Here is a 21,761-nt window from a genome sequence, read left to right as displayed (position 1 = left end):
CTAACCATTTCTGGCAGCCGTTGAACATCGCGTAACGCGCGAACCACAAGCCGTCCCATACCGGGGCGGTTTTTTGCATTTCAGGACATAGCGAAAATGAGCCCACTCGATGCAGACGCATCGGGAGCCGTTGACGCGCGTTCGCCCGATCAGGTCGAGAACGCCGCCACGACTACCGATGGCGCGACCCCTGATCCGACGAACAACGAGATTCCCGAAGGCGATATGCCAGAGGGTGGTGCTGATGAAGGGCTAGAACCGGCTGAGCCGGCCATTGACGCCCCCGTCAGTTTGAACGCCGAAGAGAAGGCCCAATTTGCGCAGTTTCCCCCGGAAGCCCAGCGTATGTTGAGCGGCATCCTCTCACGTCGTGAGGGAGAGCTTCAGGCGGGTCAGACGAAGGCCGCAAATGCCCAGCGGGAGGCGGAAGCCACCGCAGCACGCGCAGGGGCCGAAGCGCAGGCCCGGTTTGCACAGCAGTTGCAAGCCTTCGCCTCGCATTATGCGCCGCAGCGGCCGAACCCCGGCCACTACGACGACATGCAGCAGTTTGCTCGCGACAACGCGCAGTATGAGCATGATCTAGCCCAGCATCAGCAACTGATGCAGCAGATCAGCGGCATCGGCGCGGAGGCAGGACAGCAGCTCGACGCCCAGCAGCAGCAATGGGCGCAGGCCGAAGCACAGCAGCTTCGGCAGGCGTACCCTGAGTGGTTCGATGAGGCGAAGGCTGCCGGCGAACAGTCCCGGCTCACCGCCATCGGTGCGGAGCTGGGCTATACGCCCGAACTCATGGCCCAGGCGGGTGCCAACGACATTCTCGCGCTTCGCAAGGCCGCGGACTGGAAAGCTAAGGCCGAAAAGTACGACGGTCTGATGAAGGGTCGGATGCAGGGCGTCCGTGCAGCGAAGCAGACCCCTCCCAATGCTCGGGGGCAAGCGCCGAACGCCCAGGCCGCACCGGTCAGCGTCGCCGCGCAGCTCTACCCGAACGACGTTCGAAACTGACGCGCGACCAGCGCACCACCCATCATAGGAGGCCAGATTGGCTACCATCGGCAACAGCTTCCTCGGGCTGGCGGACGTTTACCGCCGGTCCGATGGCAATCGTAACATCGTGCCTGTCATCGAAGCGCTGAACATCATCAACCCGCTCATGGAAGACGCGGTGATGATCGAGGCGAACCAGGGCACCAAGCACCTTTCGACCATCCGCACCGGCCTGCCGCCGGTGACGTGGGGTCGCCTCTATCAGGGCATCCCGCAGGGCAAGTCGACCACCACGCAGGTCGAGGACACCACGGGCTTCTTCGAAGGTCTGTCGACCGTCGATGAGCGCCTGCTGGAGATCAGCAAGAACCCCGCCGCGGTACGCATGTCGGAAGCGCAGCCGTTTCTGGAAGCGATGTCGCAGGAAGCGGCGACGAACTTCTTCTACTCGGACACGGCGACGACCCCCGAGCGCTTTAAGGGCATCGCTGCCCGCTACAACGCGATCGGCGGCCAGGGCGCGGGCAACCAGATCGTGGATGCTGGCGGCACCGGCAACGACAACAACAGCATCTATTTCATCACTTGGGGCGAGAACCAGACCTCGCTGATCTACCCGGAAGGCACCACCGCCGGTGTCAGCCGCGAGGATATGGGCCGTCAGCGCGTGCTGGACGACCTCGGCAATCCGTACTTCGCCAAGGAAGAGCTGTTCCGTCAGCACCTCGGCTGCCGTGTCGGTGACTGGCGCTTCAACGCCCGCGTCGCCAACATCAGCACCGCGGCGCTTCAAGCAGGCTCTGTCGACCTGATGAAGTTCATGCGCCAGGCGTATTACAAGCTTCAGAGCCGCCGGAACATGAAGATCGGCAACGGCGGCATGGTCAGCGGCGGCAAGACGGTGATCTACGCGAACCGCATGATCCTCGAATATCTGGACTCGCTCCAGACCAACAGCGGCGCGTCGGACAACAAGATCCGGCTCACGCCCGACGAACTCGCCGGCAAGGAGGTGCTGACCTACCGCACCATGCCGATCCGCGAAACCGACAGCCTCATCAGCGCGGAAGCCCGCGTCGTTGCGGCTGCGTAAGGGGATACAGGAACCATGATCTTCGATCGCACGGAGCTTTTCTCCGACCGCCAGCCGGTCACCGGCACCACCGCATCCACCAACGTCTGGGATACCGGCGCGACCGGCACCGTCTATGGTGCTGCCTCGCCGTTGCGCCGCGACATGGGCAAGGGCGAGGAAGTGCCGCTGGCCATCCGCGTCGTGGAATCGTTCAACAACTTGACCAGCCTCACCGTGGGCTATCAGGTCGCCGACGATGCTGCGTTCACGCAGAACGCCACGACTGTCCTGACTGGTGGCCCGTACACGCTGGCCCAGCTCCAGTCGGGAGCGGCGCACATCCTGCCGGATGAAATCCCGATCGGCGCCGACCGCCGTTACCACCGCCTGTTCTACACGGTGACCGGCACGGCCCCGACGCTGGGGCGCATCACCGCGGGCATCACGGCCGGCAACCAGACCAACCAGGTCCTGTAAGGAGCGGATGACATGGGCAAGAACCCCAAGGCATACACGTCGCCGGAAGACGTGCAGACTGCCGGAGCCTATCACAAGGCCGGTGACGTGTTCGTGACGGATGCCGAACCGAACGGCAACTGGACGGAAGTGAAGCCCAAGGACGCGCATGCGATCCAGGCTTCGACCGAGAAGGTGTCGCCGGACGTACCGCTCGAAAACCAGTCGATCGAGGCTCTGCGCGCTCTTGCGCTGACCAAGAACGTCGATGGCTCGGGCATGAGCAAGAAGGATCTGATCGCGGCTATTAAGGCGGCGAACGAACCGGCTCTGTAACGACTGAGGGGGTGGCGATGCTGCCCCCTCCACCTTCCGAATAAGGGCGGACGATGGCCTACAACCAACAGCAATTCGCTGACGGCAGCGCGATATACAAGGTGGCGTAATGGCAGTCGCTCTAGACCTCGGCTCCTATAGCGACATCAGCGATTATTCGTCATTGGTCGACAAAGCCAAACTGTGGCTGGATCGCGGATCAGAGCTGGACACGCTGATCCCCACCTTCATCGCCAACACCGAAGGCCATCTGAACCGCGTGCTGCGGACGCCTGAAATGGAAGCCTTCGCGCCGATGATGGCCGTCGCGGGATTGTTCACGCTTCCGGCCGATTGCATTCAGGTCCGCAACTTGACCGTCGCCGGGCAGCCACTCGCCGCATCTTCGCCGGTTGACCTCGCCACGCGCTACTATGGCCGCGACAATGCCTATGTCACTGGCTGTCCTGCCGCATACGCAATCACGGGTCGCCAAGTGCAAGTTGCGCCGGTCAGTGACGGGCAGATCGCTATGTCTTACTGGCAGCGCATCCCCGCGCTGACGGTCAACCAGCCTTCGAATTGGTTGCTCGACAACCACGCCGACATCTACCTGTTCGGAACGCTGTTCCACGCCAACACCTACATCGTGGACACCGACGCTGCGGCCGGCTGGTCGACGCTGTTTGATGCTGCCGTTGGTACGCTTCAGGATGCGGGCCAGCGGGCGCGCTATGGTGGACCGATCGTTGCGCGCAGTGGTGTCCGGCCTGTCTACGGTGTGCGATGCTGAAGCGGTTCACGTTCGGCGCCTATGCACCGGATCTGCCGCCAGCTGACCAACTCATTGTCGCAAAGAACGTGTACCCGGCGTCCACGGGGTATCTCCCGGTCGGATCGTTCAACGCCATCACGCCTGCCCTTCCTGGTATCACTGGCGGTAGCGCTTTCGTCTCGTCGAAGGGCGAGGCATCGTTCCTTGGAGGTGACCGTAACAGCCTGAACCGCTTTTCGGGTGGTACATGGGCGCCGTTGCAGGTGGCGCTAACGGCCAACCGCTGGCGGTTCGCGCAGTTCGGTGACAACGTCATCAGCGTCTACGGCGGAGCGCCGATCAGCTATGACCTGGTGGCCGGCACCTCGGCTTTCCTTGCTGGCAGCCCTCCCCCTGCCGATATGGTCGCGACCGTGCGCGACTTTGTCGTGCTGGCTGGCGACCCCGACCATATCCTGACCGTCACTTGGTCCGGCATCAACAATTCGGCGTTCTGGCCTGCGACAGACCCGACGAACCCCGATCAGCAGCAGTCCGATAGCCAGGACATGTTGGATGGCGGCGAGGTCATGGGCCTTGCTGGCGGGGAATATGGCATCGTCCTCCAGCGCAATGCCGTGAAGCGCATGAGCTACGAGGGCGGCGACCTCATTTTCCGCTTTGACGAGATTGCATCGAACGTCGGTTGCATGGCCAAAGGCAGCGTCGCACAGGCCGGGCGCCTGGTGTTCTTCCTGTCCGAGCGCGGCTTTATGCTGTGTGATGGCAACGACGTCTCGCCGATTGGCGAAGAGCTGGTCAATGCCACGTTTTTCCGCGCCTATAGCCGCCAGGACATTATCGCGGGCATCTACGCCGCGGTTGACCCCGCCCGGCACCTCGTCATGTGGTCAATGCCCGGCACGCCGGGGCAGTTGTGGCTCTACAATTGGGTTCTGAAGCGCTGGGCGACGATCGAGACGAACGTTCGGCTGATCTTCTCCGGTTTCACCGCTAACATCTCGCTGGATGCGATCGACGCGCGATACGGCAACCTCGACGCCGTACCTGTGTCGCTGGACGATCCGCTATTTTCGGGCGGCAACCCGCTGTTCCTGATTGCCCGCACGGATGGCATCGTGGGCACGCTGTCCGGCACGCCGCTGACGGCTACGCTGACGACGGCACGTATGGAATTGACCTCGGGACGCACTCGCATTCGCACCGTCCGCCCGCTGACGGATGCAAACGTCGTGTCCGTGACGATCCAAGGTCGCCCGCGTGCCGGATCTGTACCTCTGGTCGAGCAGGCGAACGACATGCGGCGCAACGGCGAGGTTCCGATGCGCGTGAATGCACAGCAGATCGTCGTCAGTGTGCAGATCGCGGACCTGTGGACCTACGCACAAGGGTTCGAACTTGATTACGAAAATGGCGGAATGCGCTGACTTGCATTTCGGCCCTATTTCTGGCACCCGAATAACACCGGAGTTACGCAATGCCGCGGCCGGGAAATCTCGAACCAACAGCGAATGGCCCGACGCAGGACGCGCGATGGAAGCGCTCTGCTGCCGAACGCATCAACTACTTGCTGCAACTGACCGACATCATGTCGGCGCAGATCAAGACGCTTACCGAACGCGCGGATACCGCCAAGACGCAGGCCGATACGGATCGGGCTAGGATAGGGGCTGTAGAAGACCGCGCTACGGCTCTTGAAACGAAGGCCACAGCGTTCCGTACCGAACTTGACGACCACGAAGAGCGCATCACGGCACTGGAGAACCCGACGCCATGACCACGATGAATGATTGGGCAGACTACACGCGCTTTCGCGATGCCTTCTCGTCCGTCATGGATCGCCGGTTCTACTCACCTGAGTGGCTGGACGGTGAGATTTGGTCAGGTCGTGCCCGCATCTGGTGCACCGAACAGTCTGCGATCATCGCCACGCTGAAGGTTTACCCCACCGGCGCGCGCGAGGTTCACGGCCTCGTCGCGGTGGGGGGTCTAGACGACATCGTCATGCTGATCGCCGCGGCCGAACAGTGGGGCCGATCGCTCGGCTGCATCGTCGCCGGGATCGACAGCCGCGAGGGGTGGGCAAAGCAACTCCGGGGCTGTGGGTACGAGGTTTATCAGACCTGCATTAGGAAGGAACTGGCCTGATGGGGCTGTCATCAAGCAAGACGAAGCAGACGAACGAGCCTAGCGCCTTCGCCAAGCCATATATCTCGGCCGGCGCCAATGCGCTTCAGTCGGCTTATGGGCAGTCTCAGGGTGTGGCCCAAGGCATCAGCGACACGCTTGCGGCCCAACTTCCGGGCCTCGCTCAACTGGCGTTCAACCCCAGCCAAGGCCTGACAGCGGCGACGAATTACAATAACGACGTGCTGAGCGGGAAATACCTCGGCGCGGGTAACCCCTACCTCCAGGCGCAGATCGATAGCACGAATGCCGACGTGACCGGCCGCGTACAGTCGCAATTCTCGTCAGCAGGTCGGACGGGGTCGGGCGCCAACACGAATGCGCTCGGCCGCGCGCTGGCGCTCAACGAAAGCAATCTGCGCTATGCCGATTATGGCAACGAGCGGCAGGCCATGGTGAAAGCGGCCGAACTGACCCCCGTTCTCGATGCCGCGCGCTTCAATGGCCTTGGGGCGTATCTCCAGGCTGCGAACGGGGCTGTCGGCATTCCGATGTCGGCAGCTGGCCAGTATGCCGGTGGGCTGGGGTCGCTGCTGGGCCAGTATAACACGCAGACCGGCACGACGAGTCCAGGCCTGGGTAGCATTCTGGGATCTGTAGCAGGTGCCGGCCTTGCTGGCTGGGCGTCAGGCGGGTTCAAGGGGTTCTGATATGGGGATGGCATTCCGGGGTAGCCCGTTTTCCGATGCATCGCTGCCGAATATGACGATGCAGCCAATGGTGCCTCAGCCGATGGCCACCCCACAAATCTCCGCGCCAAAGCCGGGCTTTTTTGACCAAGGTGGGATTGGCCGCGGAATTGTCGGCACGATTGGCGATGCGCTGCTGACGATGACTGGCGGACGCCCTGTATTTGCACCGGCAATGCAGGCGCAGCGTGAACGCCGGCAGCAGATTGAGGACTATCAGCGCCAGAAGCTGGACCAGTACGGTCTGTGGCAGGCGCAACAGCAATACAAGGCAGCGCACCCGGAGCCGACTGACCTTAGCCAGCGAATTGCCGAACTCAACGCCTACAAGCCGGGTCTCGGCAACACCTATGCCGAGAATTACGCCAACAATGGCGGCGGGATGCCGCAAATTATGAACGTGCCCGGCGTCGGGTTGGTCAGCGTCCCGCGACAGCAAACTCCGTCAGGAGCGGCAGCCGCACCGGCAATCCCGGACGCTGCGGTGTCGTATCTTCGCCAGAATCCCAGCATGGCGGCGCAGTTCGACCAGAAGTACGGCGCTGGCGCGTCGGCGCGGTATCTGGGAGGCGCGGCACCGCAAGCCCCCTCCCCTTTCCCGATCCGCTGAAAGCCCCCGGCACTATGACCAGCGGGCGTAGAACGGTTGAGGGTAACCGGCTGGTGGGAGGCGTGCCGACGAGCCACCACCTCACAGGTGATGGTGTCGACTATTCCGGCACCAGCGTTGCCGCCCTGCGCGGCTATTTTGGCCCCAACGCTCGCTATCTGGACGAGGGCGACCACGTCCACGTCACGCTCCCCGGCTACGGGCGCGTTCCCTACTACGGCCGTCGCGGCACGACAGGACTTCGCTAATGGCGCAGCAGATCAACCCCTTCGACCAGTTCGACGGCCCGTCCAACGGATTGCCGCCGGGCGCTCAGGTTCTGATGCCGATCGCACCGCAGGTGCAGGCCAAAGATGCCGCAGAATTGACCAACGCGCGGCTGTCAGGGCAGCGGACGGCCATTCAGAATGCGCAAGATACGGCCCTATTTGAGGCCCAGCGCCGAAAGGCCTATGCGGAGGCGGCGAACGCTGAAGGCCAGAACCGTACCCGCAGTGGGAACATGGCGTTCGACCGAGCCGGGAAGCTACGCAACGACTATCTGTCTCTACCCTCCGTCAAGAGCTACACGCAGGCCCTTCCTGTGTACGCGGCAGGGCTTCGCTCCAAGCCAGATGCTGCTGGCGACCTCAACCTGATCTACGCTTACGCGAAGGTCATGGACCCGAATAGCGTTGTTCGTGAGGGAGAGCAGGCGTCGGTTGCTGGCGGCGATACCTGGATCAATCAAAAGGTTGCGGGTCTTCAAAAGCAGCTAGGGCAAGGGGGTACGTTCAAACCTGAGTTTCGCAAGCGACTGCGCGAGGAAATGGCCGGTCGCATGACTGAGCTGGACCGCCAGTTCATCGCAGATCGCGTTAATTTCAAGCAGAATGCGCAGCGCAACGGCGTCGACCCGTTGGATGTCGTGGGTGAACACCCCGGCGCCCGTTTCCAGCCACTAGAAGAGCAGGTTCTGGGCCGCAAAGCTCCTGCGCTAGACTTCGCGGGCAATGTCGTAGCCACGGGCGCTACGCGAACGGAACGTGACCCTAAAGCATCGAAGCTGGTCGACAGCCTTATCCGGTCTGGCGGGTCTGTCGACCAAGCGAACGCCGCGCTTAGTGCGATGGGGCTTGCTCCGGTCAACGCACAGCAGTTTGCCGCGGCGCAGGCTCATTACAGGGCGAACCCCACCTACAAGGGTAGCTACGGCGATATTACGCGCGAGGTCCAGCAAACGGCGCTCAATCGGGCGTCGTCCTCTGCGCCAGTGGCAGGCTTCGTCGGCGCTCTGAACGGCGCCAGCGGTGGGTTTCTGGACGAAGGTGTCGGCGCTATCGACAGCGCCTTGACCGGAAAGCCACTGAGCCAGGCGATCAGGGAGGCGGACGCTTCCAAACAGGCGATTGCCTCCAACAGCCCCAAGTCGTCATTCGTCGGGAACCTCGTCGGATCATATGGCAGCGCGCTCGCTGGGGGCGCTGGGGCCGCTAGGCTTGGCCTCACCAGCTTGCTTGGGAAGACGGCTCCTTACGTCGGGAGCGCCGCATATGGCGCAGTCTCCGGCGCAGGCGAGAATAACGATAACAGACTGCTTGGCGCTGGGATTGGCGGTATCGCCGGGGCGGCGGGTTACAGCCTTGGTGAACTGGCGAGCATCCCAGTCGGCGCGGCAGTGCGTAGCCGTCCTGCGCAGGCTGCTATTGGCCAAACGCGACGCATGTTCGGCGGATCAATGCCCCCCCCCCCGAGCGCGCTCACTCCAGCTGAGGCTGCCTATGCTAATGCGGCAGCAAAGGCTGATCCTGCGGCAATCACTCAGCGCTTGAGCGATGCCGCTGAACTCGGCGTACCGATGTCGCCCGCAGACGCCCATCCTGAATTGCGCGAGCTTGCGGGGGCTGCGGTGCGACGCTCTCCCACCGCATCGGCTTATGCCGAGAATACGCTAATTCCGCGCAGTCGCGGCCAAATCGACCGTTTCGGCCAAGCCGTAAACCGTGACCTCGGCCCTGCGGTGAACATTCCGCAGATGAGCGACGACCTCACGCGTCAGGCGCGTGCTGCGGCTGCACCACTTTACGACAGGGCCTATCAGCAGCCGATCCCGTCAACACCCGAACTAGAATCGCTGCTGAACACGCCTTTTGGACGCGAAGGCATTGCCAAGGCCCGCACGATCGCTGCCAACGAGCGTCGATCGCCTACCGAGCTTGGATTTGCGCAGGACGCGAACGGCAATGTTGTGCTGAACCCGCAGCCGAATGACGCGGTTGCCCAGCATCTTTTTGCGCGTCAGGAACTCGACGCAGCCCAGGAGGCGTACCGAGCGGCAAAAAGCCAGCCGGGCAGCATGGACGCGGCGCGCACTCGCTTGGAGCAAGCCCGCCAGGGTGTCCGTCAGGCCGAAGCGCTATTGGCTCGCGCTCCTGACCCATCCGTCGCGGCCAGCGTGCCGACCTACGCGACGCAGACGCTCGACTACGCCAAGCGCGGTATGGACGATGTGCTGGAGCAGTACCGCAACCCGATCACCAACCGTCTCGACCTTTCCGAAGCTGGCCGCGCTCAGAACGGGGTCAAGAACCAGCTTTTGGGCGAAATGGATCGGCTCAATACGGTGTATGGTCAGGCCCGGCAGACGTACCAAGGCCCAGTCGCCTCGCGGGATGCGCTCATGCGCGGTCAGGATGCCTACAATCTCGCGCCCGACGTGTTAGAGCAGCAAATTGCCGGACAGACCCCGGAGCATCTGGCACAAATGCAGCTCGGCTATCGAGATAGCCTTATGGGTGCCGCCAACAAGGTCCGGTATTCGTCCAATCCGTTTGAAGCGACGCTGGGAACGCCGGTCGCAGAACAGCGCCTTGGCCTGCTGCATCCCGGCAACGAAAACATTCCGCGTCTGCTGCGCACTCGCGATATGGAGCGCGATCTAGCGCAATCGACCAGCGCCATCCTCGGCAACTCGAAAACGGCGCAACGGCAAATTGCCGACAAAGCCTTCGACGGCGAAGGCCTTGGCCAGCTGGTTGACGTGGGGGTCAATTTGGCAACGGGGCAGGTTCCTACCGGCGTCCTGATTAAGGGGTTGACCGGTCAGAGCGTCAAGGACGCCTACAAGTTCGGCGTCGGCAAGCGCGCTGTGGCGAAGGCCGACGATCTGGCGCCCATGCTGCTAAACCCCGATCCTGCGGCAGGTCAAATCGCGCTGAATGACCTGCTGACGCGCGCCAACCAGTATCAGGAATACGTTGCGGCTACCCGACCCACTCGTTCGCTTGGGATGTTTGGGCGCGGCTTAGCGACGGCAGGCGCGGCTCAGTACGGGCGATAGTTCGTCAGAGCGTAAAAGCTCACTACCGCACCAAGGACTAGAAAGATCACCCAAGACGCAATCAGCGCGCGCTTCATGCGAATGAAGTGGAGGTCAGGTACATAATCGCCGCGCCAGTTGCGATAGGCGGGAATCTCGGTGCGCTTGGCCTTCCAAGCGCGAAAGCGCGCCAAGTACTGGAACGTCAGGTTCGCGGCTGCGACAGCCAATGCGATGCTGAGGGCGTGCTGCCAGGTCACATCGCGTTATTAGCACTTATCGCTTTTACTCTGCAACGATTTCTGGCAGTAAGAGATAACGGGCTGACCCGGTGTTGGAACCACCTAGCCAGCCCTTACCAAAGCGAATGGAGGTTCGCATGGCTGAAGCAGCCACTACCACCTCTTGCGAGGAATGGCGAGACGTTCCCGGCTGGGAAGGAATCTATAGGATTAGCTCACTCGGGCGAGTCGAGCGCTTGCCGAGATACGTCAAAACCAAGAATGGATCATATCGACTGCACCGCGGGGGAATATCTTTCGGCGGAAAACAGTCTGGCGGTTACAAGACCTTGCAGATGGCGGCGGAGGGTAGGTTCGAGCGCCGCAGCGTCCATGAACTGGTCTGCACCTTGTTCAATGGTCCTCGCCCGAACAGTTTTTCCCAGGTCCGCCATCTTGATGGCAGCAAGGATAACAACAAGGCCTCGAACCTAGCTTGGGGGACGGCCAAGGATAATGCTGAGGATCGCGAGCAGCATGGCACCGATCCTAAAGGGGAGCGCGCTGGCAACCACCGATTGTCAGAAGCGGATGTGCTAGCAATTAGAGCTGCATACGTTCCAAAATACGGAAGCCTAACCGCCCTAGCTCGGCAATACGGAGTCACGCCCACCCAAATCCTGCACATCGTCAAGCGGAGGCAGTGGGCGCATATATAAGGACTGCTGATGGCGATCATAACCTCAGGCGTCGAAACATGGTCCACTGACCCGGATCTGAACGGCACAATTGGCGGCATTAACATTGCGGAGAATTGTCCTGCCGCAAATATAAACAACAGCCTGAGGTATGTAGCTGCTGCGGTCCGCGTCTTCTACAACGGCGTGCCTAATGGCGATGCATACGTAACAAAGAATGGCGGCGTGTTCCTGACGCAGCCCACGTTCTCGGGGCGCGGCGCCTTCCTGCATCACAATGATCCGCTCAACGCATCTGGCCGTATCTTCATCCAGGCTGCCGGCGGATCAGCTCCCGCTGGCATGCAGAACGGGGACTTTCTCCTAGAATACTGATGGCTATTACGGTTTTGACCGCGGGAGCGCGGCGGATAGCATCGAAGCTCTCGGTGCTGAGCGGCTCGTTGCGCCCGGCGAAAGCACTGAAGGTCATGAGCGGCGGCCAACTCCGGGTGGTAGCTACCTTCGGCCCGGTCGTGGGCCCGTTCAGTGTCTCGGCGCAGCCAGACTATGCCTACGGCGAGGCGAACAGCAACAAGCCAACGCGGGTAACGTCTGAGGCAACGACGGCCACGGTATCCGGTGGGGTTGGTCCCTACAGCTATAGCTGGTCAGCCGACGACGGCGGATTTTCCGTCGACTACCCGCGGCTCGCCACCACCACGTTCAGCGCCCTCATGACCCCAGGCAGGCGGTACGGAACCGCAACCTGCATCGCCACCGACAGCTACGGCGCGACGGCAGCTTGCACCGTCACGGTCGACCTCAACAATGACGGGGGGTTCTAACCCATGTTTCACGCCTTCGATGTCGTCACCAACACGAAGGGCGACAGCCTTGTCGGCTATCAGGTTCTCGTTCGCGATCCGACAACCGGCGCCGTCATCCCGATCTTTGCGGACGACAACGGCACCCCGATCGGAACCGTCTCAAACCTTATCAACATCGCTTTGACCGACAACGCGGGCAACTACAGCTTCTTTGTACCGTTCGGGACGTACAACCTGGAATTTCGCACGCCTGATGGCGTTTCGGTCCGCACCATCAACAGCGTTCCGTTCAACAGCGGTTCGCAGGGCGCGCCTGGTCGCGACGGCCTCGACGGCAACACCGGCCCCGCCAACAGCACCTACACCAGCCTCGCCTCCCTGAAAGCTGCCCCGGTCACGAACGCCAGCTATATCTTCGCCCCCCCCGGTGGCACGGAAGGCAGCACGGCGGCCGGCACGTTCCTGTACCAGACCGCCAACGCCCCCTACACCGCCGATGGCGTCAACATCATCAAGCTCGACGCCGTACCGCTGACGACGGGCGCGCTGGTGCGGCAGGGGGCGCAGACGGTTGCCTTCACGCCCCCGCCGCCAGCAAGTGCGACAACCCCCTCACCTACCACTACGATCGGAGAAAAAGCGGCGCGTCGGGTGGACGTCTGGGACGAGCTGACGCCGGAAATGAAGGCGGACGTGGTCGCCGGCACGCTGTCCGTTGACTGCGGCCCTGCTTTTCAGCGCGCCTTCGACAAATGTTCCGGTAAGGGTCAGTCGTCGCTTACCACGGGCCGGAAGCTCCACGTGCCCGCGGGGCGCTACCTAGTGTCGTCACCAGTCTCTTTCGCTTGGCGAAGCTCTGGCAGCGTTGGGGATGCCGGTGACCGCCGCAAAATCACGATTGAGGGCGATGGCGCGGCCAACACGATCATCTACACCACCGTCGCGAGCGATTACGCCTTTGCGATCGAGGGCTATGCTACGGGTGCCGGCGCGCAGGATGGTACGCAGCTCAACGTCGTTATCCGCGGTATTTCGGTCATCGGCAACAGCGAGCGAACCGGCGGTCCACGCGTAGGCGGCGCCTGGCGGATCAACAAGGTATCGCGCGTCCAGTTGGTCGACATGGCGGGCAAGCACTGCAACATCGGCATAGACCTGAGCGACTGCATCAACGTCAAAGCCGATTTCTGCGAGTTCACTGGCAACAATCTCGGCATGCGCGGGCAGAAGCAGGTGTTTTCGTATCCGAACGTCTGGCGCATCGCGAACACCAGTTTCGGTGGAAGTCAGCTCAAAGGCGTCGAAATCACCAAGGGGGCGAACGTCACGTTTGATACGTGCGGCTTCGAAGGCATCGGCACGTCGAATGCGATCGATAGCAACTGCTATTCGGCGCATCTGATCGGTGGCCCGGCTGAAGGCGGTGCGAGCGCAAAGTTCACCAACTGCTACTTCGAAGGGTGCTACGTTGCGGCCGACATTCGCGTTGAATGGGGCGATGCTGACGGCGGATCGATCACTGTCGAAAGCTGCTCGTTCCAGCGGCTGGACAGTACCCTCTACGCGCGCCGCCACATGCTGTTCTCGCAGGTCAGCACGGGCAAGATGGACGTGATCCTGACGGCCAATAAGTACAAGATTTTCAATTCCTATGTCCCCGGCACTGCACCGGCCACTCCCAACCCCAGCTGGGAAGTGACGACCGCTAACGTGTTTGTTGACATGCGCGGCGAAAGCTATGTTGCAAACGAGCTTCCGCAGACCAATGGCTGGCCTTGCAAGGGCGTCGATAGTAGAAGCACTTACATCATCAATAATGGGTCTGCATCGGTTCTTCGCCAATCGAATGTCTCGTTTGCAAACCGCACATCGCTCGGTGTCGTGGACGTCACCTTTAAGGTTCCATACCGGGAAACACCAATCATCATTCCGACAGGGCAAAGCACCACGCAAGCTGTAGATTGCGTCGTAGCCGGCTATAACAGTGGCGCATGCACCATTAAGACATACGTTGGCGGTGCCCTAGCCGATGTTGACTTTACCATTGATGTAGATGGGAGGTTTTGATGAACGCATCGCAGATCATCATTGAGGCAAGAAAGCTGGGCCTTGGCGAACGCTTCGCCATTTGGCGCGATCTTGGCCAGGATATTTACGGGGACGAAGGGCTTCCCGCCATCATCACCGAATACCCAGACGCGCAGCCTGACGCCTCTCAGGCAGGAGAAGACCATGAGTGACGATCCCCGGCCATGATCCTCGTTCGCTTCGCAAGGACTTTCCGCGAGCGCGCGCCGGAATGGGTGCTGGCGTTCATCCAAACCGGATGGGGCGCCACCCTGCTGCTACCCGGCGAGACGTTTAACCGGCCGTTCTTTCGTCCACTTGCTGCCATCGCGCCGGAGATGACGTGGGGCACGGTCGTGGCGGTAGCCGGTATGATTCGGCTGGCGGCGCTGTACATCAACGGGTCGCGTCAGGAAACGCCGGTGGTGCGGCAGGCATGCAGTCTCGTCAGCATGTTGATTTGGGCAATGCTGACCATGGGCGCAATGACGGCAGAGTGGCGCTCACCGGCTGTCTTCAATTACCTCGGCCTGTTCGCGTTGGAAGCCATCATGTTCTCCTATGCTGGTCGGGACGCTGCCCGCAACCTTGCCAAGGCAGCCGCCAATGGAACTCGGTAGCCTGCCGGTATGGGCGCAGCAGCTTGGCGGGTTGATCCTGACGCTGGCCACTGCGGTTGCGCTGACGTGGAACGAGCGGCGGAAGGCGAAGGCCGTGCCCGTGAGCGATGGCGCTGCGGAAGTGGTTGCTGCCAGCTTTGTAGACAAGCGCCTGTTGGAGCGCCTGATCGAGGCGGTCGCGGCACTGAACGGCAATGTCGTGATGCTTAACGGTCACGTCGAGAAGATCAACGAGCGCATGCATGAGGATGAGATTGTCCGGGCTGCTGTCGCGCGCATGAAGGAGGGAAGGCAGTGAATCGCGCCGACTTCTATAAGACCGTCAGCCTGCGCCTAGGCCCGCTCAGCCAATCTCAGGTCGACGGGATCGAGACGCTGCTCAACGCCATCACCGGGCAGCCGCTGTCGTGGCAGGCCTACATGCTGGCCACCGCATGGCACGAGACGGCGCAGACCATGCAGCCGATCAAAGAGCGCGGTGGGGATGCGTATTTCACGCGCCTCTACGACGTTGCGGGCGATCGGCCGAAGACCTGCATCGCCTACGGCAACACCTGCGCTGGCGACGGTCCGAAATACTGCGGGCGCGGCTATGTCATGCTGACGTGGAAGGCGAATTACGCGCGCGCAGATCGCGAGCTGGCGCAGGCTGGGATCATCAAAGTAGGCGACCTGATCGCCAACCCGGACCTCGCCATGCGTCCCGACATCGCGGCGTTTATCATGGTGCGCGGCATGGTCGAGGGCTGGTTCAGCGGCAAGAAGCTGGCTGACTATCTGCCAGCGCAGGGCGTCGCGACGAAGCCGCAGTACGTTCAGGCCCGGCGGATCATCAACATCCTCGACAAGGCCGATCTGATCGAGGGCTATGCGCAGGCGTTTGAGCGTGCTTTGCGGGATGGAGGTGTGTCATGACCGAACGCCACAACCTGATCGCTTTTTCGGTCCTGATCGGCGCCATCTGCTACCTCGCCACGATCGCAGCCATCCTCGCCTTCTACGGCAAGTATGCGGAGGCGCTGGGGTTCGGCGGCCTGACAACGGGGCTTGTGGGCGTGCTGGGCACCTTTCGCCCCAAGAGCGCCGTAGCGAACGTCGAAAAGGCGGATACGGTCAATCAGGGGCCATCGGCATGATCCCCTTCCTCCTCCCCTACATCGCCCGCATCGGCGTGCCACAGCGCCTTCAGCGTGCAGCGGCATGGCTGATCGCCCTCATCATCGCCGCAGCAATCGCAGCCCTATGCGTCTGGGCATTCTGGCGTTGGGTCGGCCATCGCGAACAGCGGGCCGTGCAGGCCGATCGCGTTGACGTGACCATGGAGGCAGCGAACCGGGTAATCGCAGCCACGGAAGCGGCGGACGTGAACCAGGTGGCGCGGGATGAACGCGCGCAGGACAATGCGAAGGAGCTTCAGCGTGAAGTCGACACCAAGGGCAGTGACGACGTGGCTGGTCCTGCCGTTAGCGGGGTTCTTGACCGGGTGCGCCAGCAACAGGCAGCCGGTCGTCGTAATTAAGACGCCGCCTGCAAGCTACCTGACGTGCAAGCCTGAGCCTGCCGCGCCTGAGGTGGCGACAGACAAAGCTGTGGCGCAGTTTATCACGGATGCGCTCGACGCCGGGCAGTCGTGCCGGGATGCGCTGGCGCGCGTGCGGGACTGGTCGAAGGCGGTGGGGAAGTAGCTGCGGGCAGGACTCGAAACCTGCTCTCCCCGGCCTGCCGAAGCTGGTCTAGCCAGCGACGGAGTGCGGCGGCTTTCCGCACCTTAGAGACCTAGCCGTGTCCGCCGTCAGGCTCGTGCACGGTTCTCGATCAAGGGCTGACGATCCCCACGTGTCCTTCCACGTCGCCGCAGCTACGAAACAGGCCGTACGCTATTGCGCCGAGTCGCGTCAAGAGGTATGGCCGTGGGGCCATCGGAGGTTGAGCGAAAGCCCATCTGACGTTGACCTGAGGTGCCTGCGGTCTCGACGGTGGGAAGTGATCACCCCTCAGCGCTCTGAAATTGGGTGGCCCGGGCTGGACCTTCCCGCGCCCGATTGAGGATGACAGCCGGAAAGACGGCATAGCTGATCTGCCATGCGTAGAAACAGCAACGGGGGCGAGACATAGGGACGCACACGACGTCACGTATCTCGCCCCCAGCCACAGTATCGCGTCCCTGCTCTGCGCTATGGATTGGGCTTACCCGGTCGGCGCATCAGGCTTGGGGTGGCGGTTCCGGTAGCCGCCACCTCACCCCTTCATCGGCATCACCGACAGATCGCCGGCCAGAAACCGCCGAGCCCGATCGCGGAAGAAGTCTCGATACTCCGCAGTCCCGGTGAACCAGGTCGTTCCAAACGGCACGTCAAACGGGATTTCGTTGACCGGGGTGTAGGCCGACAGCTCCTTCGCGCAGGCATCCGTTATGGGGTTCACCATGTCGTCGGCGTGTTTGCAGCGCGGGTCCATGGCGGAACGTTAGCGGAACATGCAACGGATGTATAATCCGGCAGGCGCACTTTTTACGATCGGGGCTTTCCGTATAATCCCCTCACCTTATCTGCAATTCTTGACTTGATGTATTCCGTGTCGACTAATACATTTTAACTATGCCGGTGATGACCTTCAAGTACCGCATTAAAAGCGGGGACCGTCATCTTCGGCGGTACGGCATCGCATGCAACCAAGTGTGGAATTTTTGCGTCGCCACCCAACGCGAGGCGCAGCGCAGACGACAGGGAGGCCTCCAAACGAGGTGGCCGTCTGCTTTCGACCTGATCAAACTCACCACCGGTTGTGCGGCCGATATCGGGCTTCACTCGGATACGGTCAGCGGCATCTGCCGTCAGTTCGTCAAATCGCGTGACCAGCATCGTCGGTGCCCCAAATTCCGAGCCAGTTTCGGTCCAAAGCGTGCTCTTAGCTGGATCCCGTTTATCACTCGCGCGGTTAAGGTTCGGGAGAACCAGGCCGTTTACCTCAAGCGCAACTTTTCGTTCTGGAAGTCGCGGGAATTGAATGGAGAAATAAAAGCGGGTTCTTTCGTCGAAGATGCCCGTGGCCGCTGGTACGTGACGTTCCAGTGCGAGGTGGCCGATGATCTGCCGACTGGTAGTGGCCATATCGGCATTGATCTCGGCTTGAAGAACCTCGCTACGATGTCGGATGGAACCCATATCCCGGCCCTGCGGCATTACCGGAAATACGAGTGTCTTCTGGCTGTCGCGCAGCGCGCCGGAAACAAGAAACGGGTCCGTGCGATCCACGCAAAAATCGCGAACGCGCGGCGCCACCATCTTCACGAGCAATCGACACGTCTCGCTCGCGAAAACTTTCTGATCGTCGTCGGCAACGTAAACGCCGCCTCCCTTGCTAAGACACGAATGGCAAAATCCGTGCTCGATGCAGGCTGGAGTGCGTTTCGACATATGCTCCAGTACAAGGCCAGAAGGCACGGAGCCGTGTTTGTTGAAGCCGATGAACGATACAGTTCCCAAGTCTGTTCGGCGTGCGGTTCCATGCCCGCGTCGAGGCCGAGAGGTATCGCAGGTCTTGGAATAAGGCGCTGGGAATGCTCGGACTGCGGTACGTCGCACGATCGCGATGTAAACGCAGCCCGAAACATACTACGCGTCGGGCTGGAACATCAGCCTCCCGCTGGGGGAATCCCCGCCTTTTAGGGCAGGGAGCATGTTAACGGTGGCTCCTGTGGTGGCGAGGAATAGCCGACGTGATCTCGTACTGCCAGGTGCCGGGCCAGCCAACGATGCGGCGTCCGTCCATGGTGTGGATCACTGGTAGCAACTCGCCGCGGCGGTAGTGATCGCGATCGCTCTTATCCACGACCCGCCTCCATCGCTCGGGCGCGCAACGATGCTGCGGTTTGTGCTCGCACGCGCGGGCCGCCCAGCACCTCATGCGTCCAGTCGTCCGCGCGGAAGGTGGCGTCCCGGCCGTTCTGATCGGTCAGGATTACCTTTGTGCCGGCATGATTAGCGCGGATCGACGCCCACGTCGTGCTTGGCCGGAACAGCGCGATCTCGCACAGCACGTCAACCGCGTTGTCGCTGGTTTTCAGCGCTTCGACCCTATCCGCCAGCTCCACCAGCCCTTCGCGCGTGAGGTCGGTCATGCGGGGTCTCCAGTGGCAAGCGAGCGGCGAAGCTGCGCGATCCAGGCATTGCGGCCATCGGTTCGAGCGCGTTCCTCTGCGTCTTTCTTTGCGTGATATTCTATGTCGCGCTCAATCTGCGCCAGCTTGTCGGCCATCCATTCTGCGCCATCGGTGGTCGGCTCTTGCCGATAAAAGCGAAACTCACGGGGACAGTCGAAGTCCATGCCGGATCGCAGCTGGTCGAGGGCAAACTCCTTAATCCCCTCGGGTGCGCCCTGCCAAGCCTCCACCTTGTCGATCATCGCCTTGTAGCGCAGCACGCAGGCGTTGTGCTCGTCCCTCGCATTCGCGCGATCAGACAGAAACTCAGCGTGTTCCGCCTCGGCTTCCGCCTGCGTTTCTGCATCCGTCAAAGCATGTAGGCGGTCGCGCTCGGCTTTCGCTTCCTCCAGCCTCTCCGCATGGTATCGCGATGGCTCGAACGCCTCGGGGATCGGCTTGTCCATCGGATCATCGCGCATTGTGACAGTCGCGCCCATGCCGCGTGCCAGCCGCATAGCGAACGTGGTGAGGTCAGTGACACTGCCATCGGCAACATCGGCGGTATATCCTGTGGGCATTTCACTCTCCTTTGCGGGCGGGAACAGGTTGGCGACGATCAAGCCACTCGACATGGCTGCGAAAGTCGGTAGACATCGCCGGGTCGGAGCCATGGATTTTGCGATAAGCCTGCACCCCGCCGTAGTGGAAACTGATGTTCGTTGTGCGGTCGTCGTTCACCCGATGTGGCCACTCTCGCCACTGAAGCTCAAACCATAAGCGGTCAGCAGGCCCCGAGGCCGCATAATTTTCAGCGCCCTCGAATTGCGTTGCCTCGCTCATTCTGCGCTCCTGGGTTTGGTGGTGGGGGTGGTCACGGCAGCGTTTGCTCAAACGTTTCATGTTGCTCGCCGCGTAAGCGGATTGACCAACCATTTTCGCAGGACAGCATTCGCAGTCGCATGCCGATGTTATTGCCGGACCCGAGCTGGTTCACCAGCCAGCCGACGCAATGCACTTCATCGGCGCTGTCGTGTTCATGGCAGGCCATAACCCGCCCTGACCCGCGCAGCGATCCTGGATCAGCAATAGTGTCAGCCAGCCCGCGATGCAGATCTTCGCTATAGCCGTTCGGAATATCGTGCGGGTCTGTCTCGACGCGCCACGGACACTTCTCGCACTGATGCGTGCGCTTCAGCTTCCAGCCCATCTATCCCTCTCCTATGTCGGGGTGGCGGGGGTGGGTGGGATCGTCGGCGAGAAGTTGCAGATAGTGATCGCCGCGTTCGATCTGCGCAGCCTTGAAGGCCAAAGTCGCTGCCACCTCATGAAGAGCGCGAGCGTCCGATGGCGCTTCCTCGCTATATGCGTCAGCGTTCGCGCGCATCGTAGCGGCGTCGTCTCGCAACATGGAGACGATCAGCGAGCGCTCTGTCTCGCCAGATGTGGCGGCATCCAGCGCCTGCTCAAATGCGCCCCAATGGGTTGCATCGTCAGCATCGAGCCATGTGCGGATGATGCTCCTGATCTCATCGGCCGTCATTCTTCCCACCCCTCAAGATATTCCTGTACAGCGACGAGTAGCCGACAGCCGTCATCGTACTGCCCGCGCTGGTCGAGGTTTTCGTATTCGGGCGGAGCGGCATGCAGCAGCGCCAGCACCGAGCGGAGCGCGTCAGCCATCTGATAGGCCGTTTCACGATGCCGGAGATTGTCGCCAATCGGCATGTCGCCACGCATGGCCTCGGCTACGTCAAGCGTGGCAGCATTGCCGGCTGCGATAGCAGACAGCGCCATATCCCATTCCGTGCGGACGTTAGCGCAGGCCACAGGCATATTGTCGCTCATGGGCGGACCTTTCCATCGGATAGCGTCAGCGCGGCATTGATTTGCTGCACGACGGCGAAATTGTTGAAATCTTCGAGGTTCCACATGTGGCGGTGCTCCATCCACAGGGCCTTTTTTGCCTCGACAAGAGCGGCATAGAGCGCGGGAGCAACCTCTTGGGTCATTGATGATGATCCTCGCGCTCGATCATGTCTGCGAAGCTTTTGGCGTAGCCTCGCATCTCCGTGTCCCAAGAGAACCACTCGCCCCTGATCTTTTGACCACCGTTGCGGAGGAACGCGACGACAGACATGCGTTCGCTGGTCGCCATGATAGAGCCATGCAGCTTGCAGGCCGCGTCAATTTCCTCGGGCGTGGAGGATGCGAGGATTTGCTCGTCGGTTTGGGCCATCATCTCAGCCACCGCCTCATCAGCGGTAGCAAGCCGACGATCGTCGCACGTGTCCGAGTGCCGGATGGCATCCATCCCCCATGGAAAGCCGCAGGTCGCGCAGACGCCGCTCATGCCGCCAGCCCCAACATGCGCTGAGCCTGCACGAGCCACGCAGCTTTCGACTGCGCCGCCTGCATGCTTTTGTGGCCCGATATGAACCCGAACTCAACGGTATCGGGATCATCTCGCGGGCCGTCGTTCAACCGCCAGATGAGCCGATAGCGCTTCGTCGTATCGTCAATGAAGAAGTCCAGCCACTCGCCCTCACCCGGCACTGGTACGCGGAGCTTCGGGTAGACCTCAGTCAGCAGGATGGTATTGGGATCGTCAGCCATTCGAGCCTCCAACTCGTTTGGTCGGGGTCGTTCGGCTGCAACCGAGCGGCCCTTTTTCGTATGCGGAGGCGAGTGTCGAGTTCGCAGCCGCGCTCAAAACCCACGGAATCCGGTGGGTGGAACGGACAGTGAATCGTGCGAACTCATTAGCTAGGAGCGAGGCTGTCGGTGGATTTGCAGTCCTCTGCGTCACC

General features: G+C 61.6%; 35 protein-coding genes. 24 read left to right on the top strand and 11 right to left on the bottom strand.

The window, feature by feature from the left end:
- Positions 1 to 96 precede the first annotated feature (96 nt).
- From ACP690_RS15595 to ACP690_RS15540, 12 genes are all read left to right on the top strand, one after another.
- Entirely contained in the window at positions 97 to 1,008 is a 912-nt protein-coding gene (locus ACP690_RS15595) for a hypothetical protein (RefSeq protein ID WP_063685037.1), read from the top strand.
- A 37-nt stretch (positions 1,009 to 1,045) separates the two neighbouring features.
- Positions 1,046 to 2,083: a major capsid protein gene (locus ACP690_RS15590; RefSeq protein ID WP_426261520.1), complete on the top strand. Its 1,038-nt coding sequence runs from the start codon at positions 1,046 to 1,048 to the stop codon at positions 2,081 to 2,083.
- Positions 2,084 to 2,098: 15 nt separating this feature from the next.
- Complete coding sequence (locus ACP690_RS15585; protein WP_426261521.1) at positions 2,099 to 2,542, top strand: Bbp16 family capsid cement protein; 444 nt, start codon at positions 2,099 to 2,101, stop codon at positions 2,540 to 2,542.
- 12 nt (positions 2,543 to 2,554) lie between these two features.
- Positions 2,555 to 2,857 (top strand): hypothetical protein, encoded by a 303-nt coding sequence (locus ACP690_RS15580; protein ID WP_426261522.1) that lies wholly within the window; start codon positions 2,555 to 2,557, stop codon positions 2,855 to 2,857.
- A 109-nt stretch (positions 2,858 to 2,966) separates the two neighbouring features.
- Positions 2,967 to 3,629: a phage adaptor protein gene (locus tag ACP690_RS15575; protein WP_426261523.1), complete on the top strand. Its 663-nt coding sequence runs from the start codon at positions 2,967 to 2,969 to the stop codon at positions 3,627 to 3,629.
- On the top strand, positions 3,623 to 5,038 hold the full coding sequence (locus ACP690_RS15570) for a hypothetical protein (protein WP_426261524.1): 1,416 nt from the start codon (positions 3,623 to 3,625) through the stop codon (positions 5,036 to 5,038). Before ACP690_RS15575 ends, ACP690_RS15570 begins: the two co-directional genes overlap by 7 nt.
- A gap of 50 nt (positions 5,039 to 5,088) precedes the next feature.
- Positions 5,089 to 5,388 carry a hypothetical protein gene (locus tag ACP690_RS15565; protein WP_426261525.1) on the top strand — a complete coding sequence of 100 codons (300 nt, stop codon included), beginning with the start codon at positions 5,089 to 5,091 and terminating at the stop codon, positions 5,386 to 5,388.
- A complete protein-coding gene (locus ACP690_RS15560) occupies positions 5,385 to 5,759 on the top strand; it encodes a hypothetical protein (RefSeq protein ID WP_426261526.1) in 375 nt (124 codons plus the stop codon). The genes ACP690_RS15565 and ACP690_RS15560 overlap by 4 nt, the downstream gene beginning before the upstream one ends.
- Positions 5,759 to 6,448: a hypothetical protein gene (locus ACP690_RS15555; RefSeq protein WP_426261527.1), complete on the top strand. Its 690-nt coding sequence runs from the start codon at positions 5,759 to 5,761 to the stop codon at positions 6,446 to 6,448. Before ACP690_RS15560 ends, ACP690_RS15555 begins: the two co-directional genes overlap by 1 nt.
- Position 6,449: 1 nt before the next feature.
- A complete protein-coding gene (locus tag ACP690_RS15550) occupies positions 6,450 to 7,097 on the top strand; it encodes a hypothetical protein (RefSeq protein WP_426261528.1) in 648 nt (215 codons plus the stop codon).
- Positions 7,094 to 7,345: a D-Ala-D-Ala carboxypeptidase family metallohydrolase gene (locus ACP690_RS15545; protein ID WP_426261579.1), complete on the top strand. Its 252-nt coding sequence runs from the start codon at positions 7,094 to 7,096 to the stop codon at positions 7,343 to 7,345. The genes ACP690_RS15550 and ACP690_RS15545 overlap by 4 nt, the downstream gene beginning before the upstream one ends.
- Entirely contained in the window at positions 7,345 to 10,416 is a 3,072-nt protein-coding gene (locus tag ACP690_RS15540) for a hypothetical protein (protein ID WP_426261529.1), read from the top strand. The genes ACP690_RS15545 and ACP690_RS15540 overlap by 1 nt, the downstream gene beginning before the upstream one ends.
- Here ACP690_RS15540 and ACP690_RS15535 read toward each other — a convergent pair.
- Positions 10,401 to 10,655, bottom strand: coding sequence for a hypothetical protein (locus tag ACP690_RS15535; RefSeq protein ID WP_426261530.1), 255 nt, complete (start codon positions 10,653 to 10,655; stop codon positions 10,401 to 10,403). The genes ACP690_RS15540 and ACP690_RS15535 overlap by 16 nt on opposite strands.
- Before the next feature lie 119 nt (positions 10,656 to 10,774).
- Between ACP690_RS15535 and ACP690_RS15530 the strand changes: the two genes are divergently transcribed.
- The 11 genes from ACP690_RS15530 to lysC are packed head-to-tail and all read left to right on the top strand — an operon-like array spanning position 10,775 to position 16,495.
- Positions 10,775 to 11,335 carry an NUMOD4 motif-containing HNH endonuclease gene (locus ACP690_RS15530; RefSeq protein WP_426261531.1) on the top strand — a complete coding sequence of 187 codons (561 nt, stop codon included), beginning with the start codon at positions 10,775 to 10,777 and terminating at the stop codon, positions 11,333 to 11,335.
- 9 nt (positions 11,336 to 11,344) lie between these two features.
- Complete coding sequence (locus ACP690_RS15525) at positions 11,345 to 11,689, top strand: hypothetical protein (protein WP_426261532.1); 345 nt, start codon at positions 11,345 to 11,347, stop codon at positions 11,687 to 11,689.
- Positions 11,689 to 12,141 carry a hypothetical protein gene (locus ACP690_RS15520; protein WP_426261533.1) on the top strand — a complete coding sequence of 151 codons (453 nt, stop codon included), beginning with the start codon at positions 11,689 to 11,691 and terminating at the stop codon, positions 12,139 to 12,141. The genes ACP690_RS15525 and ACP690_RS15520 overlap by 1 nt, the downstream gene beginning before the upstream one ends.
- Before the next feature lie 3 nt (positions 12,142 to 12,144).
- A complete protein-coding gene (locus ACP690_RS15515) occupies positions 12,145 to 14,190 on the top strand; it encodes a glycosyl hydrolase family 28-related protein (RefSeq protein ID WP_426261534.1) in 2,046 nt (681 codons plus the stop codon).
- On the top strand, positions 14,190 to 14,363 hold the full coding sequence (locus ACP690_RS15510; RefSeq protein ID WP_426261535.1) for a hypothetical protein: 174 nt from the start codon (positions 14,190 to 14,192) through the stop codon (positions 14,361 to 14,363). The genes ACP690_RS15515 and ACP690_RS15510 overlap by 1 nt, the downstream gene beginning before the upstream one ends.
- 12 nt (positions 14,364 to 14,375) lie before the next feature.
- A complete protein-coding gene (locus ACP690_RS15505; RefSeq protein ID WP_387425132.1) occupies positions 14,376 to 14,810 on the top strand; it encodes a hypothetical protein in 435 nt (144 codons plus the stop codon).
- Complete coding sequence (locus tag ACP690_RS15500; protein WP_426261536.1) at positions 14,797 to 15,108, top strand: hypothetical protein; 312 nt, start codon at positions 14,797 to 14,799, stop codon at positions 15,106 to 15,108. Before ACP690_RS15505 ends, ACP690_RS15500 begins: the two co-directional genes overlap by 14 nt.
- Positions 15,105 to 15,725, top strand: coding sequence for a hypothetical protein (locus ACP690_RS15495; RefSeq protein ID WP_426261537.1), 621 nt, complete (start codon positions 15,105 to 15,107; stop codon positions 15,723 to 15,725). The genes ACP690_RS15500 and ACP690_RS15495 overlap by 4 nt, the downstream gene beginning before the upstream one ends.
- The gene (locus tag ACP690_RS15490) at positions 15,722 to 15,946 is read left to right on the top strand and encodes a hypothetical protein (RefSeq protein WP_426261538.1); all 225 of its coding nucleotides are present in this window, start codon (positions 15,722 to 15,724) and stop codon (positions 15,944 to 15,946) included. The genes ACP690_RS15495 and ACP690_RS15490 overlap by 4 nt, the downstream gene beginning before the upstream one ends.
- Positions 15,943 to 16,329 carry a hypothetical protein gene (locus ACP690_RS15485; protein ID WP_426261583.1) on the top strand — a complete coding sequence of 129 codons (387 nt, stop codon included), beginning with the start codon at positions 15,943 to 15,945 and terminating at the stop codon, positions 16,327 to 16,329. The genes ACP690_RS15490 and ACP690_RS15485 overlap by 4 nt, the downstream gene beginning before the upstream one ends.
- Positions 16,211 to 16,495 (top strand): Rz1-like lysis system protein LysC, encoded by a 285-nt coding sequence (gene lysC, locus ACP690_RS15480; protein ID WP_426261580.1) that lies wholly within the window; start codon positions 16,211 to 16,213, stop codon positions 16,493 to 16,495. The genes ACP690_RS15485 and lysC overlap by 119 nt, the downstream gene beginning before the upstream one ends.
- Before the next feature lie 553 nt (positions 16,496 to 17,048).
- Here the strand turns inward: lysC and ACP690_RS15475 are convergent.
- Positions 17,049 to 17,267 carry a hypothetical protein gene (locus ACP690_RS15475; protein ID WP_426261539.1) on the bottom strand — a complete coding sequence of 73 codons (219 nt, stop codon included), beginning with the start codon at positions 17,265 to 17,267 and terminating at the stop codon, positions 17,049 to 17,051.
- 140 nt (positions 17,268 to 17,407) lie between these two features.
- Here ACP690_RS15475 and ACP690_RS15470 point away from each other — a divergent pair, with 140 nt between their 5' ends.
- The gene (locus ACP690_RS15470; protein WP_426289877.1) at positions 17,408 to 18,478 is read left to right on the top strand and encodes an RNA-guided endonuclease InsQ/TnpB family protein; all 1,071 of its coding nucleotides are present in this window, start codon (positions 17,408 to 17,410) and stop codon (positions 18,476 to 18,478) included.
- 155 nt (positions 18,479 to 18,633) lie between these two features.
- Here ACP690_RS15470 and ACP690_RS15465 read toward each other — a convergent pair whose 3' ends face one another.
- Genes ACP690_RS15465 through ACP690_RS15425 form a run of 9 tightly spaced genes read right to left on the bottom strand, consistent with a single transcriptional unit; the run spans position 18,634 to position 21,567 of the window.
- Positions 18,634 to 18,930 carry a hypothetical protein gene (locus tag ACP690_RS15465; RefSeq protein WP_426261540.1) on the bottom strand — a complete coding sequence of 99 codons (297 nt, stop codon included), beginning with the start codon at positions 18,928 to 18,930 and terminating at the stop codon, positions 18,634 to 18,636.
- Positions 18,927 to 19,532: a hypothetical protein gene (locus ACP690_RS15460; protein ID WP_426261541.1), complete on the bottom strand. Its 606-nt coding sequence runs from the start codon at positions 19,530 to 19,532 to the stop codon at positions 18,927 to 18,929. Before ACP690_RS15460 ends, ACP690_RS15465 begins: the two co-directional genes overlap by 4 nt.
- 1 nt (position 19,533) lies before the next feature.
- On the bottom strand, positions 19,534 to 19,794 hold the full coding sequence (locus tag ACP690_RS15455; RefSeq protein WP_426261542.1) for a hypothetical protein: 261 nt from the start codon (positions 19,792 to 19,794) through the stop codon (positions 19,534 to 19,536).
- 31 nt (positions 19,795 to 19,825) lie between these two features.
- A complete protein-coding gene (locus tag ACP690_RS15450) occupies positions 19,826 to 20,161 on the bottom strand; it encodes a DUF6283 family protein (protein WP_426261543.1) in 336 nt (111 codons plus the stop codon).
- Complete coding sequence (locus ACP690_RS15445) at positions 20,162 to 20,494, bottom strand: hypothetical protein (protein ID WP_426261544.1); 333 nt, start codon at positions 20,492 to 20,494, stop codon at positions 20,162 to 20,164.
- Positions 20,491 to 20,799, bottom strand: a complete 309-nt coding sequence (locus tag ACP690_RS15440) for a hypothetical protein (RefSeq protein ID WP_426261545.1) — start codon at positions 20,797 to 20,799, stop codon at positions 20,491 to 20,493. Before ACP690_RS15440 ends, ACP690_RS15445 begins: the two co-directional genes overlap by 4 nt.
- Positions 20,796 to 20,963 carry a hypothetical protein gene (locus tag ACP690_RS15435; RefSeq protein WP_426261546.1) on the bottom strand — a complete coding sequence of 56 codons (168 nt, stop codon included), beginning with the start codon at positions 20,961 to 20,963 and terminating at the stop codon, positions 20,796 to 20,798. Before ACP690_RS15435 ends, ACP690_RS15440 begins: the two co-directional genes overlap by 4 nt.
- Positions 20,960 to 21,304 (bottom strand): hypothetical protein, encoded by a 345-nt coding sequence (locus tag ACP690_RS15430; RefSeq protein WP_426261547.1) that lies wholly within the window; start codon positions 21,302 to 21,304, stop codon positions 20,960 to 20,962. The genes ACP690_RS15435 and ACP690_RS15430 overlap by 4 nt, the downstream gene beginning before the upstream one ends.
- On the bottom strand, positions 21,301 to 21,567 hold the full coding sequence (locus ACP690_RS15425; protein WP_198356327.1) for a hypothetical protein: 267 nt from the start codon (positions 21,565 to 21,567) through the stop codon (positions 21,301 to 21,303). Before ACP690_RS15425 ends, ACP690_RS15430 begins: the two co-directional genes overlap by 4 nt.
- Positions 21,568 to 21,761: the final 194 nt, after the last annotated feature.

It is taken from the genome of Sphingomonas sp. DC4900 (genome assembly GCF_049896485.1).
Lineage (GTDB): Bacteria > Pseudomonadota > Alphaproteobacteria > Sphingomonadales > Sphingomonadaceae > Sphingomonas > Sphingomonas aquatilis.
The sequence above is the reverse complement of the archived record's forward strand: the minus strand, read 5'-3'. Positions and strand labels throughout refer to the sequence as shown.